The organism is Mycobacterium sp. (assembly GCF_049280035.1).
Classification (GTDB): Bacteria; Actinomycetota; Actinomycetes; order Mycobacteriales; family Mycobacteriaceae; genus Mycobacterium.
Window position 1 is genome coordinate 1 of the sequence record NZ_JBAPPI010000806.1, and the last position, 14,038, is coordinate 14,038.

13 protein-coding genes and 1 pseudogene are annotated in these 14,038 nt (G+C 65.9%); 7 read left to right on the forward strand and 7 right to left on the reverse strand.

Annotated elements, in window-relative coordinates:
• The coding region (locus WAN71_RS25770) for a septum formation family protein (RefSeq protein ID WP_422228037.1) at window positions 1-1,199 on the reverse strand (1,199 nt) is incomplete at its 3' end.
• 101 nt (window positions 1,200-1,300) lie between these two features.
• On the opposite strand from WAN71_RS25770, the gene serS reads away from it, so the two are divergent.
• On the forward strand, window positions 1,301-2,560 hold the full coding sequence (gene serS, locus WAN71_RS25775; RefSeq protein ID WP_422228038.1) for a serine--tRNA ligase: 1,260 nt from the start codon (window positions 1,301-1,303) through the stop codon (window positions 2,558-2,560).
• Between the two features lie 103 nt (window positions 2,561-2,663).
• Here the strand turns inward: serS and WAN71_RS25780 are convergent, their stop codons facing one another.
• Window positions 2,664-3,644 (reverse strand): threonine ammonia-lyase, encoded by a 981-nt coding sequence (locus tag WAN71_RS25780; RefSeq protein WP_422228039.1) that lies wholly within the window; start codon window positions 3,642-3,644, stop codon window positions 2,664-2,666.
• Window positions 3,645-3,795: 151 nt separating this feature from the next.
• Complete coding sequence (locus WAN71_RS25785; protein ID WP_422228040.1) at window positions 3,796-4,278, reverse strand: DUF2834 domain-containing protein; 483 nt, start codon at window positions 4,276-4,278, stop codon at window positions 3,796-3,798.
• Window positions 4,279-4,349: 71 nt separating this feature from the next.
• On the opposite strand from WAN71_RS25785, the gene WAN71_RS25790 reads away from it, so the two are divergent.
• Both WAN71_RS25790 and WAN71_RS25795 read left to right on the forward strand, forming a co-directional pair.
• Entirely contained in the window at window positions 4,350-4,976 is a 627-nt protein-coding gene (locus WAN71_RS25790; protein WP_422228041.1) for a TetR/AcrR family transcriptional regulator, read from the forward strand.
• 52 nt (window positions 4,977-5,028) lie between these two features.
• On the forward strand, window positions 5,029-6,603 hold the full coding sequence (locus tag WAN71_RS25795) for a phytoene desaturase family protein (RefSeq protein ID WP_422228042.1): 1,575 nt from the start codon (window positions 5,029-5,031) through the stop codon (window positions 6,601-6,603).
• Between the two features lie 11 nt (window positions 6,604-6,614).
• On the opposite strand, the gene WAN71_RS25800 is transcribed toward WAN71_RS25795, so the two are convergent.
• Together WAN71_RS25800 and WAN71_RS25805 are read right to left on the reverse strand one after the other, a co-directional pair.
• Window positions 6,615-6,950, reverse strand: a complete 336-nt coding sequence (locus WAN71_RS25800; RefSeq protein WP_422228043.1) for a hypothetical protein — start codon at window positions 6,948-6,950, stop codon at window positions 6,615-6,617.
• Window positions 6,947-8,509, reverse strand: a complete 1,563-nt coding sequence (locus WAN71_RS25805) for a Rieske 2Fe-2S domain-containing protein (protein WP_422228044.1) — start codon at window positions 8,507-8,509, stop codon at window positions 6,947-6,949. Before WAN71_RS25805 ends, WAN71_RS25800 begins: the two co-directional genes overlap by 4 nt.
• A gap of 132 nt (window positions 8,510-8,641) precedes the next feature.
• Here WAN71_RS25805 and WAN71_RS25810 point away from each other — a divergent pair, with 132 nt between their 5' ends.
• The 4 genes from WAN71_RS25810 to WAN71_RS25825 all read left to right on the forward strand — a co-directional run bounded on the left by WAN71_RS25810 (window position 8,642) and on the right by WAN71_RS25825 (window position 11,901).
• The gene (locus WAN71_RS25810; protein WP_422228045.1) at window positions 8,642-9,424 is read left to right on the forward strand and encodes a lysophospholipid acyltransferase family protein; all 783 of its coding nucleotides are present in this window, start codon (window positions 8,642-8,644) and stop codon (window positions 9,422-9,424) included.
• A gap of 5 nt (window positions 9,425-9,429) precedes the next feature.
• The gene (locus tag WAN71_RS25815; protein ID WP_422228046.1) at window positions 9,430-10,191 is read left to right on the forward strand and encodes a lysophospholipid acyltransferase family protein; all 762 of its coding nucleotides are present in this window, start codon (window positions 9,430-9,432) and stop codon (window positions 10,189-10,191) included.
• Window positions 10,192-10,271: 80 nt separating this feature from the next.
• Entirely contained in the window at window positions 10,272-11,057 is a 786-nt protein-coding gene (locus tag WAN71_RS25820) for a lysophospholipid acyltransferase family protein (protein ID WP_422228047.1), read from the forward strand.
• 28 nt (window positions 11,058-11,085) lie between these two features.
• Window positions 11,086-11,901, forward strand: a complete 816-nt coding sequence (locus WAN71_RS25825) for an HAD family hydrolase (protein WP_422228048.1) — start codon at window positions 11,086-11,088, stop codon at window positions 11,899-11,901.
• A gap of 70 nt (window positions 11,902-11,971) precedes the next feature.
• Here the strand turns inward: WAN71_RS25825 and WAN71_RS25830 are convergent, their stop codons facing one another.
• Window positions 11,972-13,576, reverse strand: a complete 1,605-nt coding sequence (locus tag WAN71_RS25830) for an N-acetylmuramoyl-L-alanine amidase (protein WP_422228049.1) — start codon at window positions 13,574-13,576, stop codon at window positions 11,972-11,974.
• A gap of 195 nt (window positions 13,577-13,771) precedes the next feature.
• Window positions 13,772-14,038 (reverse strand): annotated as a pseudogene (locus WAN71_RS25835) (hypothetical protein); the annotation flags it as partial.

The window sequence follows — 14,038 nt, forward strand, 5'->3', positions numbered from 1 at the left end:
GGTGCTGCCGGTGCGGGCTGCTCCGGCGCGGCCGGCTGTCCCGGCAGGTGTTGGTTGCCCTGTCGCTGGCTGCTCGAACCGGTCGATCCGGCCGAAGACGTCGACGAACCGCCGGTATTCGGAGTTATCGGGATCGGCGGCAGGTTGAGCCGCTCCTGCGGGATGTCCGGTGGCGGAACGGGCGGCTGACCGTTGATCCGCAGCGGCCCCTTGGCGCTGTTGAGCAACGTCGCCCACCCGCCGTTGCCCAGGGTCGCCCCGATGCTGCAGGCAACCTGCCGGCTGCCGGCCGACCAGCTCGGCAGCGACAGCGTGCTGTAGATCAGGGTCAGCGTGGTGCTGCGCAACTGAACCGGCGCGAGGTAGGCGTCCGTCAGCCGGGTGCAGGAGTCCTTGATGAAGGCGTCCTGTTCGGGCTCGGGAGGTAGCGCGTCGGGGAACTTGGCGAGCAAGTTGACCGTGCCGGTGACCTCCATCGCGTGCGGTGCGGCGCAGTCGATCGGAATGTCAGTGGGTTGATTGGTCGACGGGTCGATGCCCAGGCAGGTGCCATCCGGCCATACCTTGGACTGGTCGATGTCGGAGACCTTGCCCTTGAAGGCGACCTGTTCGTTGCCCGTGCCCGGCAGCTGCAAGCCACATAGCATCCGCCGCTCGCCGGACTGCCGCCACGCTTTGTCGCCGGACCACAACATGCTGATGATGAACTTGCTGTTCGGGTCGAACTTGGCGCCCAAGTAGCGCCGCACCGCCGACTCGCACTGCTCCTGGCTGATCTGCTCGATGCGGGTGGCCGACGGCGGCGGGGCGTCCGGCCCGTACTCCGAACCGGGGAACGTGCGCATGTCGATCGACTCGGCGACCTCGAACCGGTGGTCGTCTTTGCAGTCGACGATGGTCGCCGCTTCGGGCATCCGATCCGGCCACATCAGGCAGTTTCCGCTGGTGGCGCGGTTGAAAGCGTCATTACCCTTCGAGCCGGTGCTGGGCACCGGGTCGATGTAGCCGGTCAGCCGACCGGGACCATCGCCGATCGGCAGGGCGGTGACGAGGCCGGCAATGAGCAGACCGCCCAGAGCCGTCAGCAGCAACGCGCGCCGAGTGGCCGAGGCCTGCAAGGCGTTGAGCCACTCAACCCGCGGCAGCCTAAGCCGCGGCCGGCTGGCCGGTGGCTCGTGTTGCTCGGATGCGTTCGACATTGGCTCTATTCTGACAGGCGGACCGCGTCCCGTGACAGCTGATGCAGAAGTAATGCGTGTGGTTATCGCTGGCGGGCGCCTTCCGCGTATGGTTCTAGGCCGTGATCGACCTGAAGCTGCTCCGCGAAAACCCCGACGCCGTGCGCCGGTCCCAGACCAGTCGAGGCGAGGACCCGGCCTTGGTCGACACGCTGCTGGCAGCCGATACCGCCCGGCGGACCGCGATCTCGACAGCCGATTCATTGCGCGCCGAACAAAAGGCGGCCAGCAAGCGGGTGGGCGCAGCCTCCGCGGACGAGCGTCCGGCGTTGCTGCAGCGGGCCAAGGAGCTGGCCGAGCAGGTCAAGGCCGCCGAGGCGCAGCAGGCCGAAGCGGAGGCGGCGCTCATCGCTGCCCACATGGCGATCTCGAACGTGATCATCGACGGCGTTCCGGCCGGTGGAGAGGATAACTACACCGTCCTCGAGGTCGTCGGTGAGCCGGCCGCGATCGGCGACCCGAAAGACCACCTGGAACTCGGCGAGACGCTCGGCCTGATCGACATGGAGCGCGGCGCCAAGGTGTCTGGCTCGCGGTTCTACTTCTTGACCGGTAGGGGGGCCCTACTGCAGCTGGGGCTGCTGCAGCTGGCGATCCGGCTGGCGGCAGACAACGGTTTCATCCCGGTCATTCCGCCGGTGTTGGTGCGCCCGGAGGTGATGTCGGGCACCGGTTTCCTCGGTGCGCACGCCGACGAGGTGTACCGGGTGGAGGCCGACGACCTCTATCTCGTCGGCACCTCCGAGGTGCCACTGGCCGGCTACCACGCCGACGAGATCCTCGACCTGTCCGGCGGGCCGCTGCGCTACGCCGGCTGGTCATCGTGCTTCCGCCGCGAAGCCGGCAGTTATGGCAAGGACACCCGTGGCATCATCCGGGTGCACCAGTTCGACAAGGTCGAGGGTTTCGTCTACTGCACGCCGGCCGACGCCGAGGCCGAGCATCAGCGGCTGCTGGGCTGGCAGCAAGAGATGCTGGCCCGCATCGAGGTGCCCTATCGGGTAATCGACGTGGCCGCAGGCGATCTCGGTTCGTCAGCGGCTCGCAAGTTCGACTGCGAGGCCTGGGTGCCGACGCAGCGCGCCTACCGAGAGCTGACCTCGACATCGAACTGCACCACTTTCCAGGCCCGCCGGCTGGCCACCCGCTACCGCGATACCGGCGGCAAGCCGCAGATCGCCGCGACGCTCAACGGCACCTTGGCCACCACCCGCTGGCTGGTCGCCATTTTGGAAAATCACCAACGGCCCGACGGCAGTGTGCGGGTTCCCGACGCGCTGGTGCCGTTCGTCGGCGTCGAACTGCTCGAGCCGGTGGCCTGAGGCCTTTGTGGCCGTCGGAGACAGCAAACGTCAGGAGGACCGGAATAGCTGGCGTGTGATTACCATGCGCGATCGGCCAGCTCGGTCTGTGGTGGAGCAATTGTCAAGACCTGTGGATGGGGTTCGCGCCGACCCAGCGGTGATAAGCGTTCAGGTCGACGTTGCTGCCGCACACGATGGTGACAATGTGTCGGCCGGCGAAGCGTTCACGGTCTTCGAGGATCGCCGCGATGCCGAGCGCGGCTGACGGTTCGACGACGAGGCCAGCGTGGTCGAGGAGCATTCGCATACCGGCGATGATCGAGGCCTCCTGAACCAAGACGGCGTCGTCAGCGACCACGAGGAGGTCGTCCAGGACGGCCGGGATGGGACACCGGCCGGCGACGCCGTCAGCGATAGTGTTAGTCGAGTCGGTGGTGACGACGCGGCGTTGGCGCCACGAGTAAGTCATCGCCGGTGCGCCCAGTGGCTGGATGCAGATCACCTCGACTTCGGGTGCCCAGGCCTTGACCACATGGCCCACACCGGTGGCCAGCGCCCCGCCGCCCAGAGCAATCAGGACGGCGTCGAACGACGGCATGGCCTCCACCAGTTCCAGGCCGATAGTCGCCGCGCCTTCGCATGTCTCGATGTCCAGGCTGTCTTCGACCAGCCGGATGCCGTCGTAGTGCGCGATGACTACCGCCCGCTCGCGAGCCATCTCGAAATCGCCGTCCACCACCTCCAACTTGGCGTCTAATGCGCGGATGCGATCGAGCTTGACCGCAGGCGTAACGCGGGATGCGACGACGGTGACGTCGAGTCCCCGGCCGCGACCGGACCATGCGAGGGCTTGGCCAAGGTTGCCCGCACTGGCGCACACCACGGCTTGCGAGCCAGTCCCGGCGAGCAGGCTCGCGACTACCTCGGTGCCGCGCGCCTTGAAGCTGCGGACCGGGTTCGCCGTTTCGAGCTTGAGAGTCACCTCGCACCCGAGGTCGGGTTCCAGCGCCTCGCAGCGGTATAGCGGAGTGTCAAGAAAAATCGGGTCGATTACGCGCCGAGCGGCCCGGATCCGAGCAGTGTCGAGGCGCGTCCGTTCCACGACACAGCAGCCTATCGTCGCCCGGCGCTGCTCCGTGTGGGTGAAGGCCCGGCGACGGGGTGCCCGACAGATCGCGGGACTAGAAGGCCTTCGCCGGACTGGACAGCTTTGAAGCAGACGAAAGTGACTACCGCAGCGTTGGACTCGCCGCTTAGGCGGGCACCTTCTCGCGGGCCTGTTCATGGCGCCGCTGGCGCTCGATGGTGGCGAAGTAGAAGGCGAACGCAAACGCGAAGCTGGTGAACAGGCTGGAGACGAAATACAACCACGGGTGCCGCAGCCCTCGCCGGTATCCGTCGACGATGGTGAACAGCGGCAACAGAATGACATTGGCGATCGTGTAGTCCTGGCTCGCCGAACTGGCCGCCGGGTTGGTGAACATCAACCGGATGTAGTCCGACCAACTGCCGGGTCCCCAGATCGGGTTTGTCGACCCGTGGGCGTACTGCTGCACGAAATGGATGTTGAACCACCAGCCCAGCACGACCGACGCGATCCCGACGAGGTAATACACCGCCTCCAGCGGCGACACGGATGGCCCGCTGGACGGTCGGGAGAAAACGTTCGAGTTCGACGCGACGATCCAGACGATCACCGAAAGCCCGAGAACTGCATGCACGAGAAGCGACACCATGGGCGCAGTCTCACCTCGCCGATAAGTTTTGTCAATAATGACACAACAGAAAACTGAGGTACCTTACTGGCATGGTCCGGCCAGCGCAGACAGCGCGCAGCGAGCGCACCAGGGAAGCGCTGCGGCAGGCTGCGCTGGTGCGATTCCTGGCCCAGGGCGTCGAGGACACCTCGGCCGAGCAGATCGCCGCCGACGCCGGGGTGTCGCTGCGGACGTTTTATCGCCACTTCGGGTCCAAGCACGATTTGCTGTTTGCCGACTACACTGGACTGCACTGGTTTCGCGCGGCGCTGGCCGACAGGTCTGCCGAAGAACCGATCATCGATTCGGTGCAGGCGGCCATCTTCTCGTTTCCCTATGACGTTGAAGCAGTGACGAAAATCGCCACGTTAAGGGGCGACGAGCTGGACCCGAGCCGCATCGTCCGCCATATCCAAGATGTCCAAGCCGACTTCGCCGACGCCATCGCCGCGCAGCTGCAGCGCCGTAGCTGTGCAGGCGAGGCAACCCCGGACGAGCGGCTGCGCATGGCGGTGACCGCGCGCTGCATCGCCGCGGCGGTTTTCGGCGCGATGGAAGTCTGGATGCTAGGTGACAATCGGTCACTGGGCGAGCTGGCGCGGGTCTGCCATGTGGGGTTGGAATCTTTACGCGCCGGCATCACCGAGGCATGGGTGCGTTACCCAGTTTCGTCATAATTGACAAAACTTACCGGCGCATGCCAGCCTGCATTCCTGGAGGGCAGGGAGCATGACTGGTTCTGAAACTAGGTTTGACGCGATCGTGATCGGTGCGGGCCACAACGGGCTGGCCGCCGCGGTGCTGCTGCAGAAGGCCGGGCTGCGCACGCTGTGCCTGGAATCGAAGCTCTACGCCGGCGGCATGGCGTCCACCGTCGAATTGTTCGATGGCTACCAGTTCGAGATCGCCGGCTCGGTGCAATTCCCCACCGCGCCGGTGGTCCGCCACGAGCTTGGCCTGGACACCCTGCCGACCATCGACCTGGACGTGATGTCGGTTGCGCTGCGCGGCGTCGGCGACGACCCGATGATCCAGTACAGCGACCCGATCAAGCTGTTCACCCACCTCAACGAGGTGCACGGCGCGGACGCCGTGAACGGCATGGCGGGGCTGATGGCCTGGGCCCAGGCGCCGACACGAGCACTGGGCCGGTTCGAGGCCGGTATGCCGCCAAAGACGATCGACGAGATGTATGACTGTGCCACCAATGAATTCGAGCGCTCAGCGATCGATGACATGCTGTTTGGCTCGGTCACCGATGTGCTGGACCGCTACCTTCCCGACCGCGAGAAGCACGGTGCATTGCGCGGTTCGATGACCGTGCTGGCGGTCAACACCCTCTACCGCGGCCCGGCCACGCCGGGAAGCGCGGCCGCACTGGCCTTCGGGCTCGGTGTTCCCGACGGCGACATCATGCAGATGAAGAAGTTGCGCGGCGGCATCGGCGCGCTCACGGCGCATCTGGCTGACTCGCTGGTAAGCGGCGGGGGCGAGCTTCGTTTGCGCACGAAGGTGACCGAGATCCTGGTCGCCGACGGACGGGCAAGCGGTGTGCGCACCGAGGCAGGCGACACGTTGACCGCGCCGGTCGTGATCTCGGCAATCGCGCCGGATTTGACGGTCAACGAGCTGGTCGACCCCGCGGTGCTGCCTGCGGACATCCGCGAACGCTACGCGCGGATTGACCACCGCGGCAGTTACATCCAGATGCATTTCGCGTTGGACGAGGCCCCGGAGTTCGCCCCGCCCTACGAGGCGCTCAACGACCCGAGCATGCAGGCGTCGATCGGCATCTTCAGCACACCGGAAGAAGTCCAGCAGCAGTGGGAGGATTGCCGGCGCGGAATCGTGCCCGCCGACCCGACGGTCGTCTTCCAGATTCCTTCGCAAAACGATCCCGACCTCGCGCCTGAGGGCAAGCACGCCGCGTCGGCGTTCGCGCTGTGGTTCCCCATCGAGGGCGAAGTGGACTATGGCGCGGCGAAGGTCGAAATGGGCCAACGCGTGATCGACAAGATCACCCGATTGGCGCCGAATTTCGAGCGCAGCATCATCCGGCACACCACCTTCACGCCAAAGCACATGGGCGTCATGTTCGGTGCCCCAGGTGGCGACTACTGCCACGGCCTTTTCCACGCGCAGCAGATCGGCCCGAACCGGCCTGGCCCAAAAGGCTTTATCGGGCAGCCGATTCCGGTCCGCGGGCTTTATCTGGCCAGCACTGGATGTCACGGCGGGCCGGGGATCACGTTCATCCCGGGATATAACGCGGCAAATCAAGCGCTGGCCGACGCCGGGCGCTGACCGCCGCGCTGCTAGTCCTGGTCCAGCAACCGGTCCAGCAGCGCGGTGAAGTTCTCCGGATCCGCCGGTGTGAACGCCGGCCTCGGCCTGGTCCCCGGCACGTCCAGGGTGATCAGCGTTGACCGCAGCGGGCGCCGCACGTCCAGCGGCAGCCAGCGGCGCAGGTCTGAGCTGCCCCAGATGCGGAATCGGTGTATCAGCAGCCCCAGCGGTTCGGCCGTGTACCCACGGATCCTGTCCAGCGCGATGATCTTTGATGTGCCGGACGGAAAGTGGTAGCGGCGCAGCGTGATTGCCTCCCGGTCCAGCTGGATCAGGCCATCGTCGTAGGAGTCGGCTGCGCTCATCGCCTGGAGCTCCGGAGCTCGTGGCCCCGTGTGGTGAGGCAGCGGCCGTTCTCCAGGTTCCACTGCCACCCGTGCAGGTTGCAGGTCAGCGTGCTGCCCTCGACCACGCCGAACTTGGACAGGTCAGCCTTCAAATGCGGGCATCGACGCTGAATCTCCCAGCCGTCCATGGTGATCGACGCGGTATCGTCGTGCGCCTCGCCGAACCAGCCGTCGGCGTAAGCGATCCGCTCGTCGGTCAGGCATTTGAAAAACGTGTACAGGTATTCGTTGTAGCCGCCGACCCGCCACGCCTTGAACCGGGTGGACAAAAAGATGGTATTGACCCAGTCGGGCTCCTGGTCGCGCAGCACGGTGCGCACCAGTTCCGGCGGAATCGCAAACCCGTAGCGGAATTTCTCGTCGGGAATCGCTTCCCGCACAGTGCGTTTGGGGAAGTCGAGTACAATTCTCTCTTGATGCGCCGCGGACCGTATCACCAGCTCGACGGGGTAGCCGATACCATCGCAGATCTCATCGCCCGCCAACATGATCGGCTCGAACACCGCTCGTAGCGGCTCCAGCAGCGACCCGCCGGCGGCAGGCGCCCAGCTGGTTTTCTCCGCCGAAAGCACCGGCTGCATGCGGGCAGCGTAGTCGGCGATGTAGGCCGCCTTACCGGTGGTGAAGATGGCCTCCACCTGCTCGGTGGGCAGCGGGTGGCTCAGCGAGTTCAGTTGTGCGCCGCAGAATTCGGCAGTCGACCCGGGAATCATCAGCAGGCCACGGTCGTGTCCATGCGCGCGCATCTGGTCGAGAAACACCATCTGGTCGGGGAAGATGTTGGCCGGGTCGCCGTGGTCGTCGTTGAGGTCACGCAGCTCGGGGTCCAGAAAGCACGGCGGGCCGGCTGACGGGATCACCCACGTCGCGCCGACCTGCGCGACGTACTGGCGGGCCCGGTCCATCTGGCGCTGCCGCTTCTGAATGCCGAACGACTCCTTGGCGCGCGACGGCATGTCGTAGACCATCGGATACCAGATCGCGCCGGAGTACTGCAGCATGTGCACGTCGATGTCGCCGAAGTCCGCATGCAGCACATCCAGGTCCACCGGCCGCGCGTCGTTCATGTTGAACGCTGTGGTCACGCCGTCGGAGACCACCAGCGCGGAATCGCCGATCGGGCCGTCGGCGGGAGCCCGCAGCGCGATGACCATGATGTCGAGGTCGCCTTTCGGCCCACTGATTTGGTGCAGATGCGAGTCGGTGGTTTCGAAGAACCGGTGAAATCCCAGCTCCTGCAATGCATCTTTCAAGTCGGGCACCGGATAATCCGGTAGCAACACCACGGCGTCTTTGTTGACGTGCTCTGCCAGCAACTTGGCGTCGAAGTGGTCCTTGTGCAGGTGCGAGACGTACAGGTAGTCGCAGTTCCCCAAGCTGTCCCAGTCCAGCTGGCTGTTGTCCGGGAAGGGAAACCACGACGCGAAGTAAGCCGGATTGACCCAGGGGTCGCACAGAATGCTCCCCGCCTGGGTCTCGACCCGAAAGCCGGCATGGCCGACGCTTATGACCTGCACCGATGCCCTTCAAAAACTAGTCCTGCGACTCGATCTGTCGCCGATTCGCCGCCCCTGAGCTTAGCGGCAGCGCCGAAGTAAACGCCTGACCCCGGTACAGCCACCCAGCCGAAAACATTAGGGTTGATCACCGTGGAACCGGTATACGGGACGATCATCCAACTCGCCCGTTTGACGTGGCGATTACAGGGTTTACGTTTCACGCTCGACGGGGTGCAGAACGTGCCTACCACCGGCGGCGCCGTCGTCGCCATCAACCACACCAGCTATTTCGACTTCACCTTCGCGGGGTTACCCGCCTACAAGCAGGGTCTCGGGCGCAAAGTGCGGTTCATGGCCAAACAGGAGGTCTTCGACAACAAGATCACCGGGCCGATTATGCGCAAGCTCCGGCACATCCCGGTCGACCGGGCCAGCGGCGCCGCGTCGTTTGATGCGGCCGTGCAGGCGCTCAAAGATGGTGAGCTGGTCGGTGTGTATCCCGAAGCGACGATCAGCCGCAGCTTCGAAATCAAGGAGTTCAAGTCCGGCGCGGCCCGGATGGCGATCGAGGCCGACGTGCCGATCGTTCCGCACATCGTCTGGGGTGCCCAGCGAGTCTGGACCAAAGACCATCCCAAGAAATTGTTCCGTCCGAAGGTGCCGATCGAGGTGGCGGTCGGCGAGCCGATCTTGCCGACGTTGCCCGCGCCCGACCTGACGGCGTTGTTGCACTCCCGAATGCAGCATCTGCTGGAGCGGGTGCAGGACTCTTACGGCCCGCATCCGGCCGGCGAGTTCTGGGTACCGCACCGGCTGGGCGGCGGTGCTCCCACCCTGGCGGAGGCGGCCCGGTTGGACGCCGAGGAAGCCAGCCAACGCGCGGCTGCCCGGGCGGCGCGCGACCGAGCGGATCCGGCGGGCGCGTCGGAGTAACTCCCATGGAGCCGGTCTTCCGAACTCTCGAGATCACGGCTAAGGCCTTGGTCGCGGCGACCGGCACCAAGATCACCTACCAGGACCTGGAGAACATTCCACGCACCGGCGGTGCGGTGATGGCGATCAACCACACCAGCTACGTGGACTGGCTGCCGGCGGCGCTTGCTGTGTATTACCGCGGGCGGCGCATCCGCTACATGATCAAGGCTGAGATGCAGCAGGTGAAGGTGGTCAACTTCTTGATCAGGCACACCAAGACCATCCCGGTCAACCGCGGAGCCGGGTCCGAGGCGTACGCCGAGGCTGTGCGGCTGCTGCAGGCCGGCGAGCTGGTCGGCCTGATGCCTGAGGCGACGATCAGCCGCAGTTTCGAGCTCAAGGAGTTCAAGACCGGGGCCGCGCGAATGGCGTTGGAGGCCGGCGTCCCGATGATTCCGCTGATCGTCTGGGGTGCTCAGCGGATTTGGACGAAAGACCACCCGAGGAATGTGGGCCGCAAGAAGATTCCAGTCATCGTGGCGGCGGGCAAACCGTTGGCTGCCGCCGGCGACGTCGAGGACCTCGACGCGGCGCTGCGCGACGAAATGACGTCGTTGTTGCATCGCTTGCAGGAGGAATATCCCCACCCCGAAGGCGCGTTTTGGGTACCGCAGCGGCTGGGCGGCAGCGCACCTACGGTGGCGGAGGCAAAGGTTCTCCAGGACACTGAGAACAAAAAGCGAAAGACTGAGCGCGCCCGCAGACGGGCGGAGCGCGGTGGGTGACGCGGTGAACACCTAGGAGCGCTCGGGGTCCGCGTCGGGGGCGATAAGCCCTGCCGGGTTGCACGAAAGGAGCACCGAGCATGCCAGAGCCGTTTTACCGGTTCGGCGAGTGGGTCGTGCCGCCGGTTGTCGCGATGAACGGAACCAAGTTCACGTTCCAGGGCCTGGAGCATATTCCCGAGCGGGGCGGCGCAATACTTGCCCAGAACCACACCAGCTACCTGGACTGGCTTCCACCGTTGTTCGCCGTTCGTGAGCGGGGCCGGCGGATGTACTTCATGATCAAGGCCGAGATGGCCGACGTGAGGGCGGTGAACTACGTCATCAAGCACGCCAGGCTCATTCCGGTAGACCGTAGGCAGGGACACGACGCATTCGACGTCGCCGTAGAGCGGCTGCGCGAGGGCGAACTCATCGGGATGCATCCCGAGGCCACCATCAGCCGCAGTTTCGAACTCCGGGAATTCAAGACCGGGGCGGCCAGGATGGCCCTGGAGGCGCAGGTGCCGATAATCCCGATGGTCGTCTGGGGCGCCCATCGTATTTGGCCTAAAGACCACCAAAAGAAGGTGTTTCGCAACAAGGTCCCGATCACCGTGGCCGCCGGCCGCCCGCTGCCCCCGCGGGGTACCGCCGAACAACTCAATGTCACCTTGCGGCATGCGATGAACGAGTTGCTCTACCGGGTGCAGGAGGAGTATCCGCATCCAGCGGGCGAGTTCTGGGTGCCGCGGCGGCTGGGTGGCAGCGCGCCAACCCGGGAGAATTCCCAGGCGCTCCGGTTCGCCGAATTGCAAGAGCGCCTGCAAAGGCGCGGAACCGACGGCGTGACGCGGCCAGGACAAAACCAAAGCGGAACACATTGACCGCTTGCTGCGAAGGCGGATCGGTCCAGTGACCCTGCCTGCCCTGATCGCCTGCGATGTGGACGGCACCCTGATCGCCGACGACGAGAGAATCACTCCGCGCACGCGCAACGCGGTGCGCGCCGCTGTCGAGGCCGGGGCCCAGTTCGTGCTGGCCACCGGTCGACCACCGCGGTGGGTACAGCGGGTGGTCGACGAGCTCGGGTTCGCCCCGATGGCGGTGTGCGCCAACGGCGCTGTGATCTACGACCCCGCCACCGACCGCGTCGTGTCCGCCCGGACACTGTCCGTTGAGACCCTGGGCGAACTCGCCGAGATCGCCACGCGCGCCATCCCGGGCGCCGGGTTGGCGGTCGAGCGGATCGGCCGCAGCGCCCACGACGCGGCGACGCCGCAGTTTGTCAGCTCGCCGGGCTATGAGCACGCCTGGCTCAATCCCGACAACACCGAAGTGTCCATCGAAGACCTGCTGAGCGCCCCTGCGGTGAAGCTACTGGTCCGCAAGGCCGGTGCCCGCAGCGGTGATATGGCCGCCGAGCTCGCCAAGTATGTCGGCATCCAGGGAGACATCACCTACTCCACCAACAACGGGCTGATCGAAGTCGTGCCGTTGGGCATCAACAAGGCCACCGGTATCGCCGAACTCGCACGCCCACTTGGCATTACCGATGACGACGTGGTTGCGTTCGGTGACATGCCCAATGACGTGGCGATGCTGCTGCGCGCCGGCCACGGGGTGGCGATGGGAAATGCGCATCCCGACGCGATAGCCGCCGCCGATGAAGTGACCACACCCAACACTGACGACGGGGTGGCGCGAGTGCTGGAACGCTGGTGGCTCTAGCTCTGGAGACGATGCGCGTCGCGCAGCGACGTGAGGAGGAGGAGGGCAATCGGCTCGAGCCGGCGCTGGCTTAGTCGGCGGGATGGACCGGCGAGAACCGCTCGAGCTGCATCGGTGGTCCGTTCGGCGGAGACGGCGGCAACTCCTCGGCGACACCGTCGATCACCCGGCTGACGCGACCACTGAGCCGGTCGAAGTCCAGCGTGCCATGCTGGAAGTTCTGCTTTACCCACTGCGGCTCCTGCAACTCGCCGCTGGTCGGCAATCCCAGAGCACCCCGCTCATAGCCGAGTGAGGCCCACGCGTCATAGATGGCTCCGGTAACGGGTTGCGCACCCGTCGCCGGCGACCAGTACATCGCGCCCTTGTCGAAAGCGGCATAGCGCGCCGAGCCCGCCCCGGTGGATTCCGGTGATGTCGGCACGCCCAGCACGCTGTTTATCCCGCCGATCGACTGCCACCGGTCATAGATAGCGCCGCCCTGCAGCGCCATGGCCAGGTCTTCAGGACTGGGCGGGGTGTTGAAACGGGCTGCGGTATCGCGGATCTCGCCCAGAAGCCCGTAGCCGACGTTGCCCGGGCAATCGGTGGCGCCGACGTCGCGGTGGCTGAAAATGGTCGGCAGCGTCGCCGCGGCGTCGACGGGATAGTTGGTGTCGGGTCCGCCGGCCGAGGCCAATGTGACTGTCCCTTTAGGGTCGATGCGATCCAGGCTTAGTCGCCAGCCAAGCAGGCGGCCGACGGTGTGCAACTGAATCGGCGTAGGCGCGATGTCGTCGAAGTTTCCGATCATCGCCACACCCCAGGTCTCGCGGTTGAAGCCGCCGGTGTGGTCGCCCTGGACTGGTCCGGTGAGCGCGCCTGCTCTGCCCTCGAACACCTGGCCGTACTTGTCGACCAGCGCGTTGTAGGCGATGTCGCACCAGCCCAGTATCTGGGCGTGGTAGGCGTAGATCGATTGGACGATCGCCGCCGAATCCTGCGGCTGGTAGTCGTTGCTCTCGGCGGTGTGGTGGACGACCGCGGCGCGGATGGGTTCATCGAACGGCCGGTTGCCGCAGCGCACCAGTTCGTCGGCGCCCCACTGCGCGCGACCGATGATGTTGGGTGGCTGACCCGCCGCGATGACGGCGGTGGGCGGCGTCCACTGGGTGTCGGCCGGCGCCTGCGGCGGGGAAATAAGGACAGCGGAGATGTTCTGCGCCAGCGGTTGTTCAACGGTGGCCGGCAGGTAGCCCAGGCCGGTCGGTGTCGAGCCGCTCGGCTGCGAGGTCGGCGCCGCGCCGGGTGGTCGGTTGATCGCGATCTGAACGGTCGTGGTCTTGCCCACGAACACCGGATCGGTGCCGGATCGGCCGGGTGTTGAACCGTGGCCGCTCGGGGTTGGCAGCGCCTCGGTCTCATACCACGGCCCCCACGAGCTGTCGGCGTGCCGGGCCCGTATCCGCGCGGACGTGCCGCTGAGGTCGCCGCCGGTCAGCGCAACCATGGAAAACGGTGTGCGTTGGCTGACTTCGCGGACCGTTAGGCCTCCGCCGAGGCCGACCAACGGTTGTTGGGTGAGGTGAGCATCGCCGGGGTGAGCCGCCTGATGCCGCTGGTCGCGATGTCCGGAGGCCGGGTCAACCGCCCACGGCAGAATGACCGCTGTCGCCGCGATGGCGGTGAGCAGCATCGTCGGCGCAGGACGGCGGAGCGGCACCACCCGATGTTACGTATGTGTCTGATGTTGCAGATGATTCGACACGCTACGTAAGTCAACTATGTCGACCACCCACGGCACGGCACCGCAGAGATTGGGCGGCGCAGTTCGCGCTTGGTCCCACTTCTGCGGTGCCGTTTCGGTGGTAGTCCCGAGGCCGGGCTCCGATCAGGGGGTCGGCACCGGCAGCCCCGGCAAGGCGGCGGCCGGCGCAATAGCGGCCGGCGCAGCCGCAGCCGCGGCCGGATTCGCGCCCTGCACAGCCTGCTTGAGCCCCGGCATCACCAGGCCCTTGAGCAGATCGATGACCTGACCGGCGCCCAGCTGGTTGGCCGCGCTCATCATGTCGCTCATCAGACCGCCGCTGCTTCCTCCGCCCGACGGGGCGGCGCCGAGTGACGGATCGCCCAGGATCGGGTAAGTGCCGCCCGCACC